Consider the following 17,465-nt stretch of genomic DNA (forward strand, 5'->3'; position numbering starts at 1 on the left):
AATGAGCACCGGCCGTCAACCGAAATCTCGCCCAAAAGCTCCCAAAAATTCCTGTTCCCCGCGTTTTGACACCGCTTCGCCCTCCCGATACAGGGCCCGAAAATCGTGTGGCCGCAAGGCCGGATGAGGAGGAACGCGTGGAACCATCGGTCATCCATTTGGGGCTGGCGGGACTTGGCACTGTGGGATCAGGGCTCGTGCGCATCATCGAAGAAAACGGCGATTGGATCGCCCGGCGTCTCGGCAGGCGCCTTCAGGTCAAGACCATCTTGGTGCGGAACATGGACAAGCCGCGCCCCATCACCCCCTCCCCGTCCACCCGGCTGACCACCAACCCGGCCGACCTCTACACCGACCCGGACATCGACATCGTGGTGGAGCTCACCGGCGGTATCGACTTTCCCCGCCACCTCATCACCGAGGCCCTCCGGCACGGCAAATCCGTGGTCACGGCCAACAAGGCCCTGCTTGCCGAACACGGCCCGGAACTCTTCGAACTGGCCGCTTCTCAAGGCCTCGGGCTCTACTACGAGGCCAGCGTGGCCGGCGGCATTCCGGTCATCCAGACTCTCAAAGAGAGCCTCGCCGGAAACCGCATCAAAGACATCACGGGAATCCTCAACGGCACGGCCAATTTCATCTTGAGCGAAATGACCCAGCACGGCGAAGACTTCGCCACCGCCCTCGGAAAGGCCCAAGAGAAAGGGTACGCCGAGGCCGACCCCACTTTGGATGTGGACGGCTGGGACGCGGCCCACAAACTGGTGATCCTCATCCGCCTGGCCACGGGCCAGGACGTGCCGCTGCCCGCACTGGTGGTGCAAGGCATCCGCGAGGTCACGGCCCAAGACATCGCCCTGGCTCGGGAGTTCGGCTACCGCGTGAAGCTCGTGGCCCAGATGCGCGACAAGTCCGGCCGCATCCAGGCCGGAGTCTACCCGGCCCTGCTCCCTGAAAACCACATCCTGGCCAAGGTGGACGGCCCGTTCAACGCCATCCTCCTGGAAGGCAACGCCGTGGGGCCCATCATGCTCTACGGTCAAGGCGCCGGGGATCTGCCCACAGGCAGCGCTGTACTGGCGGATATTCTGGCCCTTGCCCGTTCAGGAAGCTGCCCCAACAACACCGGCTTCCTGGAGACCCGCCTGCCCCAGGCCCAGATCCTGGCCCCGGAGCTCACCATATTCCGCCACTATTTCCGCTTCACGGTGATGGACAAACCCGGCGTGGTGGCGGCCATTGCCGGGGTCATGGGGGAATCCAACATCAGTATCGCCCAAATGGTCCAACGCGGCGCCAACCCCGACAGCAGCGTGCCCATCGTCTTCTTCACCCATAGCGCCCAGATGCGTGACGTGGAGCGGGCGCTTTCCACCATCGCCTCCTTCAGTTTCGTGATGGACAAACCCGTACATTACCGGATTCTCGCATGAAATTCGTCTACCTCATCGCCGATGGCATGAGCGGCTGGCCCGAAGAAATGGACGGCGGCCGCACTACCCTGGAAGCGGCCCACACCCCTACCCTGGACGCCCTCGCCCGCACCGCCTTGACCGGCCAGTGCCGCACCGTGCCCCAAGGCATGCCGCCGGGCTCCGATGTGGCCAACATGGCCCTTTTGGGCTTCGCCCCCGAGCGCTACCATACCGGCCGGGGACCCATCGAAGCCGCAGCCCAAGGACTGGATCTGGACGCCGACGACCTGGTGTGGCGCATGAACCTGGTCACCGTATCCGCCTACGGCCCAGAAGGCCGCATGGAAGACTACAGCGCCGGACACATCGACACTCCCACGGCAGCGGCCCTGATCGAGCGCCTGCGACAAAGCCTTCCGGAAGGCCTGGAGATCTTCTGCGGGGTGCAATACCGTCACCTCTTGGTGGAACGAAACGCGGGCCACGGGCCTTCAGCCCGCATCCACGTGCGGCCGCCCCACGATATCCTCGGCGAAAGCATCGCCCCGGACCTGGAGGCCCTGACCGCAGATCCCAATCTCGCCGCCTTTGCCCGCACGGCCCATACCCTGCTCGCTCAGACAGGCGCTTCCCGTGCCAACGCCATCTGGCCCTGGGGACAGGGCCGGCCACTGCAGCTTCCCGCCTTCGAGGCCAGCTTCGGCCTGCGCGGGGCGGTGATCTCCGCCGTGGATCTGGTGCGGGGACTGGGCCGGGCCGCGGGCATGGAGGTGCTGGAAGTGCCGGGGGCCACAGGACTCATCGACACCAACTACGAAGGCAAAGTTGCGGCGGCGTTGGATTTTTTGCAGCGCGGCGATTTCGCCTATCTCCACGTGGAGGCCCCGGACGAGTGCGGCCACATGGGGGACGCCGCCCTCAAGACCGAAGCCATCGCCCGTTTCGACGCCCGCATCGTGGCCCCCATGCTGGAGGGCCTACGCGCCCTGGGCGAACCCTTCGTCCTGGTGGTCACCTGCGATCACGCCACGCCGGTGGCCGAGCGCACCCACGTGGCCGACCCGGTGCCCTTCCTCGTGTACCAGAGCGAACATGCCGCCCACGGCCCGGAAGTGTTCACCGAAGCCTCCACCCGCAGCGGCGTACAGCTTTCCTCGGGCCCGGAACTCTTGCAGCTCGTCCTTGCCCGGGGGCGCGGATGAACGTCTGGCTTGCCCACCGCGTCTCCTACGGCGAGACCGACGCTATGGGCGTCATGTACTACGCCGAGTATTTGCACCTCTTCGAGCGCGGCCGAAGCGAGTGGATCCGGACCCGCGGGCACAGCTACGCCGCCATCGAGGCCCAAGGTATCTATCTGCCGGTGCGCGAGGCCCAATGCCGCTACCGCGCGCCAGCACGCTACGACGAGCTCATCTGGCTGGAAACCTGGCTGGACGCCCAAAGCCGCGCCAGCCTCACCTTCGCCTACCGCCTCATGGACGAAACCAAGACCCGGCTCCTTGCCCAAGGAAGCACCCAGCACGCGGTGGTGGATAGCCGCGGCAAGCCCGTGGCCATCCCGCAGTGGCTCCGAGAGTTCCTCTCCCCTTCCTGCCAATGACAGGCGGGGCGCCCTCAACAAGCGCCCCGCTTTCGCTTCGCCAACAAATGCCCCAAAAGTTATGCAAGGGCGGCTTGCTTGGCGCCTATGCGCCGCGCCAGGTACATGAACGGCGTATCCAGAACCGCCACGATGGCCTTGATGACATAGGTGGAGATGAGAATCTCCCAAAACACGGCCATGGGATACACACCGATAAAGGCAATACTACAAAATACCAGGGAATCCAAAAACTGGCTCACCAACGTGGAACCGTTGTTGCGCAGCCACAAATGCCGACTGCCGGTCTTTTCGCGAATGGCGTGAAATGCCCACACATCGTACATCTGCGATACGAGGTACGCCGTCACCGACGCCAATGCCACTCGCGGTAAGAATCCGAACAAGGCTTCCAGATGCGGCTGTGCAAAATCACTGGCGTCGGGAATAAATAGCAGTGCTACCTGCAAATAGAGTGTGCTCAACACCAAGGCGACAAATCCCAGGATGACGCCCCTGCGGGCATCTTCCTTGCCATACATCTCGCTGAGAATATCCGTTCCAAGAAAAACCGACGCATAAAGAACATTTCCTAATGTCGTCGTCAAACCAAACAACTGTATCGTCTTGAGCACCTGAATATTACATACAATAATACTAATAACTATACCGGTATAAAGCCCAAGTTTTCCAAAAAAACGATACAAAATAAGCAGTATAGACAGGTCAACCAGAGCAAATGAAAGCCATAAGATTTCATTGGTCATCATCGTACATCGAGCCTCTTATCATTAATTCATAAATACAACCCACAAAGCTCCTTGCACCATTCCCACCAGGCCCCCGAGCAGGGCGCCTGCGCCTTCCACAAAACGCAGCTCCCGGCGCAACACGGAAAGGAGCATCTCCTCCAGGCGCTCCGGAGGCAGGGCCGCCACCTGCTCCTCCACCACTTGGGCCACGTGGAGCTCCTCTACTGCCGCACCCGCCACCTGCTCCATGAGTCCCGGAAGGCGGCGGCGAAGTTCCGCATCCACGGAGTCCTCGAAGCCAGCGAGCAGACGCTTTTCAAACGGTCTCAAAACGCTGGGCACCCCATGCACGAGGCGAGATACGCGCTGGATGAGAGCAGTCACGAGCGCCTGCCGCACCGCCTCCACGGTGGCCGGGGCGGCCACGGCCTGCCGCAGCCGTTGCGGGGGAAGGAGCTCGGTAGCGGTGAGTTCCCCCAACCGCCGGGCCACAGCCGCCTGGCGCCGGGGAAAGACCCCCTGCAGCGCCCACGGCCCCACGCGCCACGGACGGTAGGGCCGAAAGAGCATGCGCACGGCGAGCACGTTGGTCCCCCAGCCCACCAGGGCACACACGACCGTGGAAATACCAACGACCTCAAGCATCCGTCTTCGCGGCCCGAGCAACATCCGCCCGCAGGAGCCCACGCACCTGCTCCGTATACGCGGCCACTCCGGAGAGCACCAACTCTTCGTGCACGGCTTCTGGGCCGCAGACCTCAGTGAGCGGCGCGTCCGTGGCCCAGAGGAGATGGATGCCTACCGTCTTGCGACGGCCGTTGTCTTTTTTGGCCTCCAGGCACACCAAGGCGTTCATGCGCCGCACAAAACGCCGTAAGGCCGGCGGAAAGGCCGGCACCTTGAGAAGCTCCGCCCGAGGCAAAAACAGATATGTAATGGAAAGCTGAGGACTTTCCAAAGCATGGTTGCGGAATCCATGGTCCACGGCAATGCCGCGCTCCTTGGCCTGCATGACCATGCGAAAGAGGTCGGCAGCCAGGCTCTGAGCGTAAGAAGTATCGTTCATAAAAGACCCATCAGGCGTGATTGCGCAGTTTGAGTTCCAACGGATGCGGGTTCAAATAGGTTTGCTCCAGCAAATAGCGAACCTCATACTTGCGGGCGTAGTGGGAAAGCAAGGTCACCGGTACGATGAGCGGCAAAATCCCCCGGGCGTATTGGCGGATGATGTCTTCCAGCTCGCGCTTTTCCTCGTGGGTGAGGTCCAGCTTGAAGTACCCCATGATGTGCTGGAGCACGTTGCGGTTCTTGGGCACCGTGGCCTTGAGGCGCAGGGCCGCAAGCAAAAGCTCCCGGTACGCGCGCACCACTTCGGCCAGGGGCTGACCTTTGGCGTGGGCCACCAGCCGCCCCAAGGCGCGGTAATGCTCGGTGCTGTGGGAGAGGATCTGCAGCTTGTGGCGGGCATGGAACTGCACGAGCGCCCCCAGGCTGGGCTCCTTTTCCACGCTCTCCCGAAAGCGCTGCAGGCAGAAGATGCGATCGATAAAGTTTTCCCGCAGCAAGGGATCGTGCAAGCGCCCCTCTTCTTCCACCGGCAGGAGCGGAAAACGGGCCATGAAGAGCCCGGCAAAGATCCCCGAGCCATGATCCACCACCTGGCCCGTGTCCCCGTAGATTTTCACCCGCTCCATGCCGCTGGACGGCGACTTGGACTTGAAGATGAAACCGCAAAGCCCCTCTTTTTCCAGGGCGTCCAGACGCGGGGCGGCCCAGGCCAGCATGCGATCCGTGTGATCGATACCGGTTTTTTGCGTCACAAGCCGCACCCCCTGCGGGGTGCGCACCAGGCGCATGGCCTCCCGGGGAACCGGCAGGCCGCACTCCACCTCCGGACACACCGGTACATAGTGGACGTATTGCCCCAAGGTCTGGGTGAGAAAAGGATCGTGCTTGTGACCGCCGTCGTAGCGCACAGGATGCCCCAAAAGACAGCGGCTGATGCCCAGACGAATCGTGCTCAAAGGTTCCATACAGACATTCCTTCCCCGCAAACGGTGGGCGGCCCCTAGCCCAAGCGGACGCGCAAGGCAAATTTTCTGTGCCCCCGCCAATGGATCAAGAATCCACGTCCAGCACGGCAACCTGCTGGAAGCGCTCGGTCAGCACCAAGCGCGTCATGCGCACGGCCAGGATTCGTGTCCCGGGATCGCACAAGAATTGTTCCAAAGCCCCGTGGCGCGCGACCAAAAGCTGCCGCGCCTGCAGCGCACGCTCCCCGGCCACCGGCTCGATGCCCCCCTGCACTTCGAGGGTTGCAGCGTGCTGCGGGTCCGTGTCCCGGTTGCGCGCCGTGGAAAAAAAGAGGCACACCCAGGGGCAGGCCAGAAGCATGGAGTACTTGCTGGAATCCTGCGACGTTGCCAGATACACTCGCTGCTCGTCCACCCCCAAGGCCACGGCCATCTGAAAACATCGGGGACGGCCTTCATGGCAGAGGGCCAGCACCGCCGAACGCTCGGCGCCCATGAGCGCCAGAGCCCGCGTGCGCATATCGGTGTCTAGGAAATCGGACATACGTCCTCCTCAGAGGGGGCAATGGGATAGGGGCCTTGCACCTGGCGGCTTGCGGCCTTCTCGGCCAAACGCCGCAAAAAACCCTGAAAGAGCCAGCGGTGGACGGGCACGAGGGACTGCCAGTACACAATCCCCCAAAGCCCCTTGGGCCGGTAGCGGGCGCGCAGCTCCACCCGCGAGCCGCCAGCTGCCGGATGCACCCGCAAATCGAGCACTGCCTCGCCCGGGAGTCGCATCTCCGCTCCCAGCACCAAGCGTTCGCCCTCCACCACGTCGAGCACCCGCCAGAAATCCAGGGCATCGCCCACCCGGATCTCCGTGGGGTGCCGCCGGCCGCGACGGAGCCCCACACCACCAAGCAACCGATCCACTTCACCCCGAAGCGACCACAAGGCATCTCCAAAGAGCCAGCCAAAGTCTCCGCCCAAGCGCGTCAGGACATCCCACACCGCTTGCGGCGGCGCATCCAAATCCATGGCATAGGCCGCGCGCAGGAGGGTCCCCCCGGCGAAGGAGGCGTCGGAACACGAAAGCCACTCCGGCATGGGCAGCGGCCCGGCATCGGACCAGCACGTGGCCACTTGCTGGTGGCGGGTGCGCATGAGCGCTCGGGCCATGGCCTCGCGGGCGGAAAGGAGCCGCACCGGCACCAAGGCCCGAATGGCGTGCTCCTGGCACACGGCGGGATTGCGCAGCCCTTCGGCCAAAGGCCGCGCCAGGGAGGCCGGCACTGGAGTCACCAGGTGGACCCACCAGGACGAAAGCCGGGGGGTCAGCACCGGCACACCAATGATCCAGCGCCGGGGAAGGCCGGCCACCTCGGCGTAGAGTTCCAGCAGGCGGCGGTAGGTGAGCACCTCCGGGGCGCCGATGTCGAACATACACCCTGCAGCGCGCGGCTCGGCGAGGACTCCCACGAGATATTCGATGACGTTGGACACCGCGATGGGCTGGCACGGCGTGTCCACCCAGCGCGGTGCCAGCATGACGGGGAGGCGCTCGGCGAGGTAGCGGATCATCTCGAAGGAAGCGCTGCCAGAGCCCAGGACCACCCCGGCCCGCAGCCAGGTGAGCGGCACCGTTCCAGCACCCAAGACCTCCCCCACCTCGAAGCGGGAACGCAAATGCTCGCTGAGCTCCGTCTTCGGGTCTCCCAGGCCTCCCAAATAAATGATCCGCCGAACTCCAGCCGCTTGGGCCGCGCGGGCCATGGTCTGTGCAGCTTGGCGGTCACGCTGGGCAAAATCGCCCTTTGTGGAGGTCATGGAATGCACCAGATAATAGACCGCCTGGCAACCTTCCAAAGCGCGGGCCAGCGCTGCCTGATCCAAGGCATCGGCCACCGCCACCTGCACCCGCGGGTGCCGACCCCACGGCCGACACGCCAGCTTGGCCACCGAACGCCCCAAGGCCCGCACCCCAAATCCCTGCTCCAGCAAGGCGGGGACCAAACGCCCGCCGATATACCCCGAAGCCCCCAACACCGCGATGGGTTCCGCCATAGCAACTCCTTTACGATGCCCAGACAAGGACGTACACGGAAGCACATCCCATCTTTCCCAATTCACCCAAGGAAGGCCTATGGAACTTCGCCATACTCCCCGCTACGAGCCCAACCGCGAGCGCGCCCTCCTGCTTCTGTGTAGCCCAGAAGCGCCCCTGCCGTCCACCACCCAAAAACTCTGGCACGCGACTCTGGGCCAAACAGCCCCGGAGGCGGGACTGCCTCACGACACCGCCCGGATCTTCTTCGGCGAGCACGGGATGGTGGTGGCCGTGCCCCTGCCCCAGGAGCGCACTGCAGCCGCCGTGGACCGTCTCATCACCCAGGCCATGGATCTCTGTCGCATGAGCCCGGCAGCAGAACTCGTCCTGCACCCCGATCTTTTCGTGGAGGCCGGATTCGCCCCTTCTGCTTTCCTGCTGGCCGCCGCAGCCGGACTTTTGTGCGGCTACCGGTTTTCCCTTGCCGCCTCCGAGGCTTCCGAGCCCTTGCCGGACCTCGTCCTCGTCACCGCCCAGCCGGAAGACGCGCGCTGGGCGGAAAGTATCGCCCGCGGGGTGGCCTTGGCCCGGGACCTCGGCAACACCCCGGCCAACCTCCTCTGTCCCGCCACGTTGGCCGAGACGGCCGCAGCCGTAGCCCAGCAGGCCGGGTGGACGGTGCAGATCCTCGAGGGCGACGCCCTTGCCTCCTGGGGATGTCTTGCCGCCGTGGCAGGGGCAAGCCGCGTGCCGCCACGGGTGGTGGTGCTCGACAGCGCCCCGCACAGCGACCAACCGCCGCTGGTCCTCGTGGGCAAGGGGATCACCTTCGATAGCGGCGGCATCTGCCTCAAACCTGCAGGGCACATGCACGAGATGAAGGCCGACATGGCCGGGGCCGCGGCCATCCTCGGGGCCATCACCGCCATCCACGGCCTTGGGGGGCCTTCCCGGCGCACGGTGGCCATCCTGCCTCTGGCGGAAAACCTCCCGGGATCCGGGGCCATGCGGCCTGGAGACGTCATCACTGCCCGCTCGGGGCTCCGGGTGGAGGTCCAGAACACCGACGCCGAAGGCCGCCTCATCCTCGCCGACGCCCTGCACCTGGCCGGCGAGTTGCAGCCCTGCGCCATCGTGGACGTGGCCACGCTGACCGGCGCCTGCGTCGTGGCCCTGGGCACCCGCATCGCTGGCCTGTTCGCCTCGAACACCGCCATCCAGGATCGCGTGTTCCATCTGGGGCAAAGCCTCGGCGAAACCTTCTGGCCCATGCCCCTTGCCGACCTCTACGCAAAGGACCTGAAAAGCGAGGTGGCGGACCTCAAAAACATCGCCCACCGCGAAGGCGGGGCGCTGTACGCGGCGCTCTTTTTACGCCACTTCGTCCCCCAAGGGGTCCCCTGGGCGCACCTGGACATCGCCGGACCGGCCTGGTCGAACGACAAGGTATCCCTCGTGCAGACAGGCGCCACAGGCTTTGGCGTGCGCACCCTGACCGGCCTCATGCAGGAGGAATGGTGATGCGGCTCTTCGTCGGTGTCCCCATCCCGCAGGCCATGGCCCAGGCCTTGGGAGAAGTATGCCAAACCTGGGCGCGGAAACTTCGCTCCCGCGTGGCGTGGGTCCAGCCTGCGCTCATGCACGTGACCCTCAAGTTTCTCGGCGAAGTCCCGCAGGCCCAAGTGCCCGCCACTCAACGCGCCCTCGAAGCGCTGACTGCGCCTGCCTTTTCCCTTGCCCCGCAAGGCGCAGGGTTCTTTCCTTCCGCAGCACGGCCGCGGGTCTTCTGGCTCGGTTTTGGCAAGGGCGCCCCAGAGCTTGGCAACCTCGCCCAGGGCCTGGAAGCCGCCCTGGAGCCGCTGGGGTTTGCGCCGGAAACCCGGCCTTTCACCGGCCACGTGACGCTGGCGCGCATCAAGGACGCAGCCCCAGGAGACCCCTGGATGCAGGCGGCCCAAGCCGTGGCCGCCCTGCAGCTGCCCATCTTCGCCGTGGACCGGATGGTGCTGTGGCAAAGCATCCTTGGCCCCCAGGGGCCGCGCTACCAGCCCGTGCGCGAATACCTCCTCTCACGGGACTAAGTCCTGGGAAACGCCCGCCACCCGCTCTGGCCCGGCGAAGATGGAAAACCGGCCCTGACGGGCAAAGGCCACCAAGGTCACCCCAAGGCGCCGGGCCGTGAGCACGGCCTGATGGGTGGTGGCACCCAGGGAGACCACCATGGGGATCTCGGCGCGGCGGCATTTGTGGACGATCTCCGCCGCAATGCGCCCCGTGGTCAGGACCATGGTCTGGGCCACGGGAAGGGACCGGCGCAAGGCCTGCCCCACGGCCTTGTCCAAGGCATTGTGCCGGCCCACGTCGTCGCAGGTCACGAGCACCTCGCCGCCGCGCGCCAAGGCCACGGAGTGCACCCCCCCGGTGGCCTGATGGAGCTCCGAATGGCGGCGGAAGGCGTGCACCAGCGCAAACAGCTCCGAGGCATCCACCTGCCAGGTCACCGGAAGCGCCGAGAGATCCGCCTCCAGGGCCGAGGCGAACACCACCCCCTTGCCGCATCCCGACGAGTACGTCCGCCGCACCAACAGCGCGGCATCCACCGGCCGGGCGGTCTCCACCTCCACCCGCCACAGGTCGGTATCCACAAAAACAGCGGCGATGTCTTCCGGGGCAAGCAGCCCCGAGGTCACCAAAAACCCCCGGGCGAGGTCGTCCAATGCTTCGGGGGTGGCCATCAGCGTGGCGATCTCCACACTCCCCGCCACGATGGTCACCGGCACCTCCGTGGCCACCACGTCGTGCTGGCCATGCGCCTTTTCCGGCGTGACCCGGACTATTTCCACCGAGACAAGCGGCTCCAACGGATGGGATGGCATATGGCCTCCTTAACCTTGAGGATATGAAGGCCCCTCCTGCCGCAAATTGCCCCCCAAGACAATCCAGACCCCGGGCGTTGTTTCCAATCATGGCTTTTTCCCTTGCTTCGTGGCCGCATTCCCGGTAGCAGGGCCGGCCCATGGGGAATCCCCCGGCCCACAAATCCATGGCACAAGGAGAGAAGTGATGAAACATTTTGGTCTGGCTGCAGTATCCGTACTGGCCATGGCGGCTTCCGTGGCAGCTGCGCCCATGCAGATGCCCGAAAGCGTCACCATGAGCACCCAGCAGTTTTCCAACTACACCCCCAAAAAAGGCCCGGTCACCTTCAACCATGCCTCCCACATGAGCGTTTCCTGCGTCACCTGCCACCACACCGTGCCCGACACCTACACCTTCCAGAGCTGCACGAGTGAAGGCTGCCACGACAACATCGCCACCCGCACCGACGAGAATTCCGTCTACCGCGCCTTCCACACCGGCCAGGACAAGCGTAGCTGCGTGGCCTGCCACCGCGACATCAAGAAACAGGGCCTGGGCGACGCGCCCCTGGCCTGCAATAGCTGCCATATCCAAGAATAATTCCTCTCCGGGGGCGCTCCGGCGCCCCTCCTCTTGACGCCGAAGCCCAAAGGCCCCAAAGAGCGGATGCCGGAGAGACGCCGGCAGATCTTCCTTTTTTCTGCGTCCCTCGTCTTGACCGTGCTCCAAGGAGACTTCTCGTGCCGTTTCGTGCTCTTTTCATGTTGCTCCTGTGCTGCGCCACGTCCGTCCACGCTGCAGGTTTTTCTTGGGAAAATTTGCAGGAACAGGCCCGACAACTGGCCCAAGCCCCGCATGCAGAGCAGCGCCTCGCCCTCCCCACTCCACTCGCCCAGCTGAGTTATGACGCATGGCGGGACATCCGCTTCCGCCCGGAAGAAAGTCTGTGGCGCAACGCCAAGCTCCCCTTTGAAATCCAATTCTTCCACCCCGGCATGCTCTACGACCGCGCGGTGGACGTCTTTATCCTGAGAGCCGACAACGCCACCCTTGTCCCCTTCCGGCCGGAGGCATTCGACTACGGAAAAACCGGCCTCGTCCCAACGAGCTTCCCTGAGCTCGCCTACGCTGGATTTCGCGTGCACACCCCCATCAACACCAAAAACTACAAAGACGAATTCCTCGTCTTTCTCGGGGCGAGCTATTTCCGGGCCGTGGCCCGAGGGCAGCACTACGGCATCTCGGCGCGGGGGTTAGCCATCGACACCGCAGAGCCGTCCGGGGAAGAGTTCCCCTTCTTCCGCACCTTCTGGATCCAAGAGCCAAAGAAAAAAGATAAATCCATCACCATCTTTGCCCTGCTGGACAGCCCGAGGACGACCGGCGCCTACCGGTTTGTGGCCACTCCAGGCGCCGAGACCGTCATCGATGTGGACGCCGTCCTCTACCCGCGCGCCACGCTCACCCATGTGGGCCTCGCCCCCCTGACCAGCATGTTCATCTTTGGGGAAAACACCTGGCCGCGCACCTTCGACGACTTCCGGCCCGAGGTGCACGACTCCGACGGACTCGCCATCCATCTGGCCAACGGCGAATGGATCTGGCGCCCCCTGCGCAACCCCGCCAATCTTACGGTCAACGTCTTCGAAGCCCCGGGGCTGCGGGGCTTCGGCCTGCTGCAACGGGATACCCTTTTTGACCATTACCAGGACTTGGAAGCGTTCTACCACAAACGCCCCAGTGTCTGGATCGAACCCAAGGGCGATTGGGGCCCTGGGGAAGTCCGGCTGGTGCAGATCCCCTCGCCTGAAGAAATTCACGACAACATCGTTGCCTACTGGAAACCTGCCTCCCCCGCGGAAGCGGGCAAACCGCTTGCATTTTCCTACCGCATGCGCTGGTGCGACGCCCAGGCGGTGCTGCCGCCGCTCGCCGCAGTCACGGCCACGCGCACCGGCCAAGGACGGACCAAAGGGAGCCGGATGTTTGCCCTGGATTTTGCCGGCCCGGTCCTCCAGGCGCTCCCCGCCGATGCCGTGCTCGACGCCTCCATCTGGGTGGGCGAGGGCGGTCGGGTCACCGACAAGCACATCACGCGGAACCCCGAAACCGGAGGCTTTCGCGTGGTGTTTGAAGTCACCACGGACAAAGACTCCCCCCTTGCCCGCATGCTGCCCGACAAACAGCCCGACACCGAAATGCGCGTCATCCTCCTACACGGCATCACGCCCATTTCGGAAACCTGGAGCTACGCCTGCAAGCTATGACCACAGCGGAAGCCGTGCTCGAGGCCGCAGGCCGGCGCCTTTCCGTCTACCTGCGGGCCCTGCCCATCCCCGAGACCCGACGCCATGAGCTCGCCCTGCGCACCTTGCGCCGCCTGACCATGGAACTGCCGCTCCCCGCAGACGAGGCCCAGGCACGGGCCATGGAGCTTTTGCAGGAAATTCTGGTGCGCCATGTGGTGCTGCCGGAGGTGCATCCCGGGCCGAAGCTCGTGCGTCGGCACATGCGGCCAGAGCCCATGGACCGCCGCCCCTGGGTACGATTCGTCCAGCGCTACGGCACCCCTGCATATATCGTCGCCGCCTGGGTGTTCCATTCTGCCTGGACCGACGCCGTGTTTTTGGCCATCATCACCATCATCCTCCATGCCCTGGGCCTGGCGCCCACCCCATAATCCATGGCTACCTTTGCTTCCCGTGAATACCTCCACATGCCGTGGCGCCGCGTGGCTGCCCGGCGGCGCTGGCTGCTCATCCTCCTGGTGGTGCTCCCGGCGATCCTGGCGGCCCGCATCATGGGCACCCTCCTTCCCCACGGCGGAGGCACCGCCCTGGAGGCCGCCATCCTCGTGGTGTACGGGGTGCTCTTCGTGTGGATCTCTTTGGGATTTTGGACCGCCATGGCCGGCTTCTGGACGCTGGTGCGCGGCCACGACCCCTTCGCCGTGACCCGACCGCGGCCCGACGACGCCCCCATCCGCCCCCATGTGCGCACCGCCATACTGTTCCCCATCTGCAACGAAGACACCGTGCGCATCCAGGCGGGCATCCACGCCGTGTGGCGCTCCCTCGAGCGCGCCGATCCCAACCACCGCTTCGACATCCATATCCTCAGCGATTCCAACGACCCCGAACGCTGGGTGCAGGAAGAGGCCATGTGGCGACAGCTCACCACCAGCCTCGACGCCGAGGGCCGCATCTTCTACCGCCGCCGGCGTATCAATTTGAAACGCAAAAGCGGCAATGTGGCGGATTTTTGCCGTCGCTACGGCGCCCACTACACCTACATGGTGGTCTTCGATGCCGATTCCGTGATGACCGGAAGCACCCTCGTGGAACTGGTGCGCATCATGGAGCGCCGCCGCACCATCGGCATCCTCCAAACCGCTCCGGCATGTACAGGCCGGGAAACCCTCATCGCCCGCGCCCAACAATTCGCCAACCGGCTCTACGGCCCCATGTACGTAGCGGGCCTGCACCATTGGTTCTTGGGAGACGCCCAGTTCTGGGGGCATAACGCCATCATCCGCGTGGCCCCGTTCATGCGCCATTGCGCCCTGCCACGGCTCCCCGGCAAGCCGCCCTTGGGCGGCGACATCATGTCCCATGACTTCGTGGAATCGGCCCTCATGCGCCGCGCGGGCTACGCCGTCTGGCTGGCCTACGACCTGGAAGGCTCCTACGAAGAGGTCCCGCCCAATCTGCTCAACGAGCTCAAACGCGACCGCCGCTGGTGCCAGGGGAATCTCCAGCATCTGCGCCTGGTGTTCACCCGCGGCATCTTTCCCGGGCACCGCGCGCTGTTTCTCAATGGCGTCATGAGCTACGGCTCGGCGCTGCTCTGGTTTCTGCTCCTTGCCCTGTCCACCGCCGAGGCCGTGGTGGAGGCGGTGCGCACTCCCATCTATTTTCCCACCTCCACCAAGACGCTCTTCCCGTCCTGGCCGGTGTGGGACCCCTGGCCCGCCCTCATCCTCCTTGGCGCCACCGCCGCCGTGCTCTTCCTACCCAAAGTCTGCGCCCTGCTCTTGGCCGTGATCCAAGGCCGCCGCCGACTGTTCGGTGGATTTTTCGCCCTGACGGCCAGTGTCGTAGCCGAAGTGGTGCTCTCCACCCTCCTGGCACCCATCCGCATGCTCTTTCACAGCAAATTCGTCTTCCTCACCCTCCTTGGCCGGGGCATCGGCTGGGGCACCCAACAGCGCGACGACCAAGGCACCCCCTTCCTCGACGCCCTCCGCTTCCACGGCGGGGGCACCCTCCTGGCGCTTCTCTGGGGGGGGAGCATGCTCGTCCTCAATCCCCCGTTCTTTTGGTGGATCTCACCCCTCGTGTTTTCCCTCGTGCTCTCCATCCCGGTGTCCATGGTCTCGAGCCGGGCCGAGGCCGGGCGCCTACTCCGCCGCCTGCGCATCTTCTGCACCCCGGAAGAAGTCCAGCTTCCCCAAGAGTACCAAGACATCGAGAGCTATCTGGAGGAAGCGGCAAGTCAGCGCCCCCGGCTGGGCATAAGTCCGGAGGCCGGATTCGTGCGCGCAGTGGCAGACCCGGAGATCAACCTGCTGCACCGGGCCTTACTGCGCGCCCCCCGCACCCTTGCCCCGAGCATCGCCGCCCGCCGCGACGCGTTGGTGGAGCGCGCCCTCACGCAAGGTCCCAGATCACTCTCCCCGGCGGAGCGTGAAGAACTGCTCTTCGACCCCGAGCGCATGCTCATCCTCCACCAACGCCTCTGGCGTCTGCCGGAAACCGTGCTCCGGCACCAATGGGGAGTCCATCTGGATGGCTAAAGAGGGCCGCGCACCCCAAGCACATGGGCAAGACAGCCCACAGGGCCGCAGTCCTGCCAGGTCACGGCCCCGCCGCGCACATCCAGACACCATGCAGAAGTAAAACTGCGCCGATCCGCAGTCCACAGCCACGCCACGTGAGGCAGCGCCGGCCACATGGGGCAGTGGCTCTGTCCAAGAAGGCGCGCCCCTTCCTCCACCGTGGGAAGCCGCCAGCCGTCTTCGGCCGCAAACTGGCGCGCATCTTCCCAGGTCATGGCCCACGGGGAAACCCGGGGTTGCCAAAGAAGACCTGTCTCCGCGTCCCACAAACCATCGTCTTTGTGCGTCAGCGAGGCCGGCGCACTTTGGGGTCTTCCCAAGGCATCGAGAAACCCAAAGGGCTGCCGGGGCCGCACCCCGGTGCGGATGGGGACGTGGCGTACCGTCGCAGACTGGGCGCCTTGCGCCGGAGTCTCCAAAGCACACGCAGCCTCCTGTTGGGTGCGCCACACCGCCTCCAGCGCCGCCACCGCCTCGTCCATCTGCCCGGCAGAAGCAAAACGCCGCCGTGGATCCACCGCCAAGGCAGTGGCGAAAAACTGCTGCCACGGCGCGGTGAAGAGCGGGTGCGGGTGCATGCGCCCCGGCCCGTCCGGGAGGTGGCCGCTCACCATACGGTGCACGAGCACCCCCACGGCGTAGAGATCCGCCGCGGGGCCGACAGCGCCAGGGGTATCCTCCTGCTCCGGGGCCGCATAAAAGGGGGTGCCCACCTGCAATTGGGGCGGGACCAGTTCGCCGTGCCCCGGCCGCAAGACCAAGCCCAAATCGATGAGGCGCACGTCCCCATCCTCGGTCAAAAGGATATTGGCGGGCTGCACGTCCCGATGCACGAGCCCCTGTGCGTGCAGCATCCCCAACACCTCCAAGACCTGCCGCGCCACCCGTAGGGCCCACGCAGGCTCCACGGTGCGGCACGGGCCGTCTGCAGCCAAGGGTTCCCCCAAGACCAAGCCCAAGTGGACGCAACGATATTCGATGAGCAGGTACGGCCAGCCCTGGTGCTCCCCCACATCATACACCATGGCCAAGTACCGGTGGCGCAAGCGGCCAAAGAGTTCGGCCTCCGCGGCGAAACGCCGCCGCACCTCCGCTTCGCCCCAAAGGTCGAGCAAAAGGGGCCGGGGACGCAGCCACTTGAGGGCCATGGGAAAGCCCAAGCGCGGGTGGAGCACCCGGTAGACCACCGCCGTGCCTCCACGCCCCAAAAGGCCGACAATGGGATAGGGACCGATGGTTCTCATAACAGCCGCCGGGCGTAGGCCTCCGGAAGCCCCCGAGCCCGAATCTTGGCCGCGGTACGCTGGGCTGGATACGGTACCGCCCGCACCTGGATCTGGGACGCCTCCACGTGCCAGAGCACATACTTGGCATCCCGGGTCATATCCCGGGGCTGCCCCACACTGCCCACATTGATCAAAGATGGAGACTTGAGACGTATCACCGCGCCCGGCGCAAGCGGATGCCGGACCACCTCGCGGCCGGACACCGCTACCCAGGCCAGATCATGCGTGTGGCCGACGAAGGTGAGTGACCTTCGGGCCGCCCACGCCGCCACCCGATCGTCGTCCACGTCGTGCAGATAGGTAAACACGTCTTCCGGCGGAAATCCGTGTACGCCGCAGGCGCCCTGAAACTCGAGGCTGCGGGGAAGCCCTTCCAGATAGGCCCGCGAGGCCTCGGAAAGCAGACCCGCCACCACCGGCAGGGTGAGGCGGGCTTGGGGATGAAAATGCATGGCCGATGCCGGACACACCACGGCCTGATCATGATTGCCGCGGCAGCAGGTGACCTGATGCTCCTGGACAAAGCGCACCACGGCCTCGGGGTCCGGGCCGTAGCCCACCAGATCCCCCAAACAGACCACCTGATCCGCGCCGCAGGCGGCAAGGTCCGCCCAGACGGCCTGCAGGGCCTCCAGATTGGCGTGGACGTCCGCAAGCACGGCGATGCGCACG

The 17,465-nt window shown here is 65.0% G+C and carries 18 protein-coding genes; 9 read left to right on the forward strand and 9 right to left on the reverse strand.

The annotated features are described in order from the left end of the window. Nucleotides 1–137: 137 nt before the first annotated feature. Genes BR00_RS03170 through BR00_RS03180 form a run of 3 tightly spaced genes read left to right on the forward strand, consistent with a single transcriptional unit; the run spans nucleotide 138 to nucleotide 3,018 of the window. Nucleotides 138–1,433, forward strand: a complete 1,296-nt coding sequence (locus BR00_RS03170; protein ID WP_496476164.1) for a homoserine dehydrogenase — start codon at nucleotides 138–140, stop codon at nucleotides 1,431–1,433. Continuing rightward, nucleotides 1,430–2,617: a 2,3-bisphosphoglycerate-independent phosphoglycerate mutase gene (gene apgM, locus BR00_RS03175; RefSeq protein ID WP_496476165.1), complete on the forward strand. Its 1,188-nt coding sequence runs from the start codon at nucleotides 1,430–1,432 to the stop codon at nucleotides 2,615–2,617. Before BR00_RS03170 ends, apgM begins: the two co-directional genes overlap by 4 nt. Further along, nucleotides 2,614–3,018: an acyl-CoA thioesterase gene (locus tag BR00_RS03180; protein ID WP_496476166.1), complete on the forward strand. Its 405-nt coding sequence runs from the start codon at nucleotides 2,614–2,616 to the stop codon at nucleotides 3,016–3,018. Before apgM ends, BR00_RS03180 begins: the two co-directional genes overlap by 4 nt. A gap of 59 nt (nucleotides 3,019–3,077) precedes the next feature. Here BR00_RS03180 and BR00_RS03185 read toward each other — a convergent pair whose 3' ends face one another. From BR00_RS03185 to BR00_RS03210, 6 genes are all read right to left on the reverse strand, one after another. Beyond that, on the reverse strand, nucleotides 3,078–3,764 hold the full coding sequence (locus BR00_RS03185; protein WP_496476240.1) for a queuosine precursor transporter: 687 nt from the start codon (nucleotides 3,762–3,764) through the stop codon (nucleotides 3,078–3,080). A 24-nt stretch (nucleotides 3,765–3,788) separates the two neighbouring features. Then, nucleotides 3,789–4,394 (reverse strand): DUF445 domain-containing protein, encoded by a 606-nt coding sequence (locus BR00_RS03190; RefSeq protein WP_496476167.1) that lies wholly within the window; start codon nucleotides 4,392–4,394, stop codon nucleotides 3,789–3,791. Beyond that, a complete protein-coding gene (locus tag BR00_RS03195; RefSeq protein ID WP_496476168.1) occupies nucleotides 4,387–4,815 on the reverse strand; it encodes a hypothetical protein in 429 nt (142 codons plus the stop codon). The genes BR00_RS03190 and BR00_RS03195 overlap by 8 nt, the downstream gene beginning before the upstream one ends. 10 nt (nucleotides 4,816–4,825) lie before the next feature. Continuing rightward, nucleotides 4,826–5,782 (reverse strand): YbgA family protein, encoded by a 957-nt coding sequence (locus tag BR00_RS03200; protein WP_496476169.1) that lies wholly within the window; start codon nucleotides 5,780–5,782, stop codon nucleotides 4,826–4,828. An 85-nt stretch (nucleotides 5,783–5,867) separates the two neighbouring features. Next, a complete protein-coding gene (locus BR00_RS03205) occupies nucleotides 5,868–6,326 on the reverse strand; it encodes a pyridoxamine 5'-phosphate oxidase family protein (RefSeq protein ID WP_496476170.1) in 459 nt (152 codons plus the stop codon). Next, a complete protein-coding gene (locus BR00_RS03210) occupies nucleotides 6,311–7,828 on the reverse strand; it encodes an SDR family oxidoreductase (protein ID WP_496476171.1) in 1,518 nt (505 codons plus the stop codon). The genes BR00_RS03205 and BR00_RS03210 overlap by 16 nt, the downstream gene beginning before the upstream one ends. A gap of 79 nt (nucleotides 7,829–7,907) precedes the next feature. Between BR00_RS03210 and BR00_RS03215 the strand changes: the two genes are divergently transcribed. Continuing rightward, nucleotides 7,908–9,332, forward strand: a complete 1,425-nt coding sequence (locus BR00_RS03215) for a leucyl aminopeptidase family protein (RefSeq protein WP_496476172.1) — start codon at nucleotides 7,908–7,910, stop codon at nucleotides 9,330–9,332. Then, on the forward strand, nucleotides 9,332–9,892 hold the full coding sequence (thpR, locus tag BR00_RS03220; RefSeq protein WP_496476173.1) for an RNA 2',3'-cyclic phosphodiesterase: 561 nt from the start codon (nucleotides 9,332–9,334) through the stop codon (nucleotides 9,890–9,892). The genes BR00_RS03215 and thpR overlap by 1 nt, the downstream gene beginning before the upstream one ends. On the opposite strand, the gene fdhD is transcribed toward thpR, so the two are convergent. Further along, complete coding sequence (fdhD, locus tag BR00_RS03225; protein WP_496476174.1) at nucleotides 9,881–10,687, reverse strand: formate dehydrogenase accessory sulfurtransferase FdhD; 807 nt, start codon at nucleotides 10,685–10,687, stop codon at nucleotides 9,881–9,883. The two genes, thpR and fdhD, sit on opposite strands and share 12 nt — an antisense overlap. A 187-nt stretch (nucleotides 10,688–10,874) precedes the next feature. Between fdhD and BR00_RS03230 the strand changes: the two genes are divergently transcribed. The 4 genes from BR00_RS03230 (at nucleotide 10,875) to mdoH (ending at nucleotide 15,465) form a co-directional block, all read left to right on the forward strand. Next, the gene (locus tag BR00_RS03230) at nucleotides 10,875–11,270 is read left to right on the forward strand and encodes a cytochrome c3 family protein (protein WP_496476175.1); all 396 of its coding nucleotides are present in this window, start codon (nucleotides 10,875–10,877) and stop codon (nucleotides 11,268–11,270) included. A 140-nt stretch (nucleotides 11,271–11,410) separates the two neighbouring features. Continuing rightward, nucleotides 11,411–12,937: an OpgD/OpgG family glucan biosynthesis protein gene (locus tag BR00_RS03235; protein ID WP_496476176.1), complete on the forward strand. Its 1,527-nt coding sequence runs from the start codon at nucleotides 11,411–11,413 to the stop codon at nucleotides 12,935–12,937. After that, complete coding sequence (locus BR00_RS03240) at nucleotides 12,934–13,350, forward strand: hypothetical protein (RefSeq protein ID WP_496476177.1); 417 nt, start codon at nucleotides 12,934–12,936, stop codon at nucleotides 13,348–13,350. The genes BR00_RS03235 and BR00_RS03240 overlap by 4 nt, the downstream gene beginning before the upstream one ends. A gap of 3 nt (nucleotides 13,351–13,353) precedes the next feature. After that, on the forward strand, nucleotides 13,354–15,465 hold the full coding sequence (gene mdoH / locus BR00_RS03245) for a glucans biosynthesis glucosyltransferase MdoH (RefSeq protein ID WP_496476178.1): 2,112 nt from the start codon (nucleotides 13,354–13,356) through the stop codon (nucleotides 15,463–15,465). On the opposite strand, the gene BR00_RS03250 is transcribed toward mdoH, so the two are convergent. Beyond that, nucleotides 15,462–16,751: a protein kinase domain-containing protein gene (locus BR00_RS03250; RefSeq protein ID WP_496476179.1), complete on the reverse strand. Its 1,290-nt coding sequence runs from the start codon at nucleotides 16,749–16,751 to the stop codon at nucleotides 15,462–15,464. The two genes, mdoH and BR00_RS03250, sit on opposite strands and share 4 nt — an antisense overlap. Further along, nucleotides 16,748–17,464, reverse strand: a complete 717-nt coding sequence (locus tag BR00_RS03255) for a metallophosphoesterase family protein (protein ID WP_496476180.1) — start codon at nucleotides 17,462–17,464, stop codon at nucleotides 16,748–16,750. Before BR00_RS03255 ends, BR00_RS03250 begins: the two co-directional genes overlap by 4 nt. Between the last annotated feature and the right edge of the window lies 1 nt (nucleotide 17,465).

This window comes from Thermodesulfomicrobium thermophilum DSM 16697 (assembly GCF_059568695.1).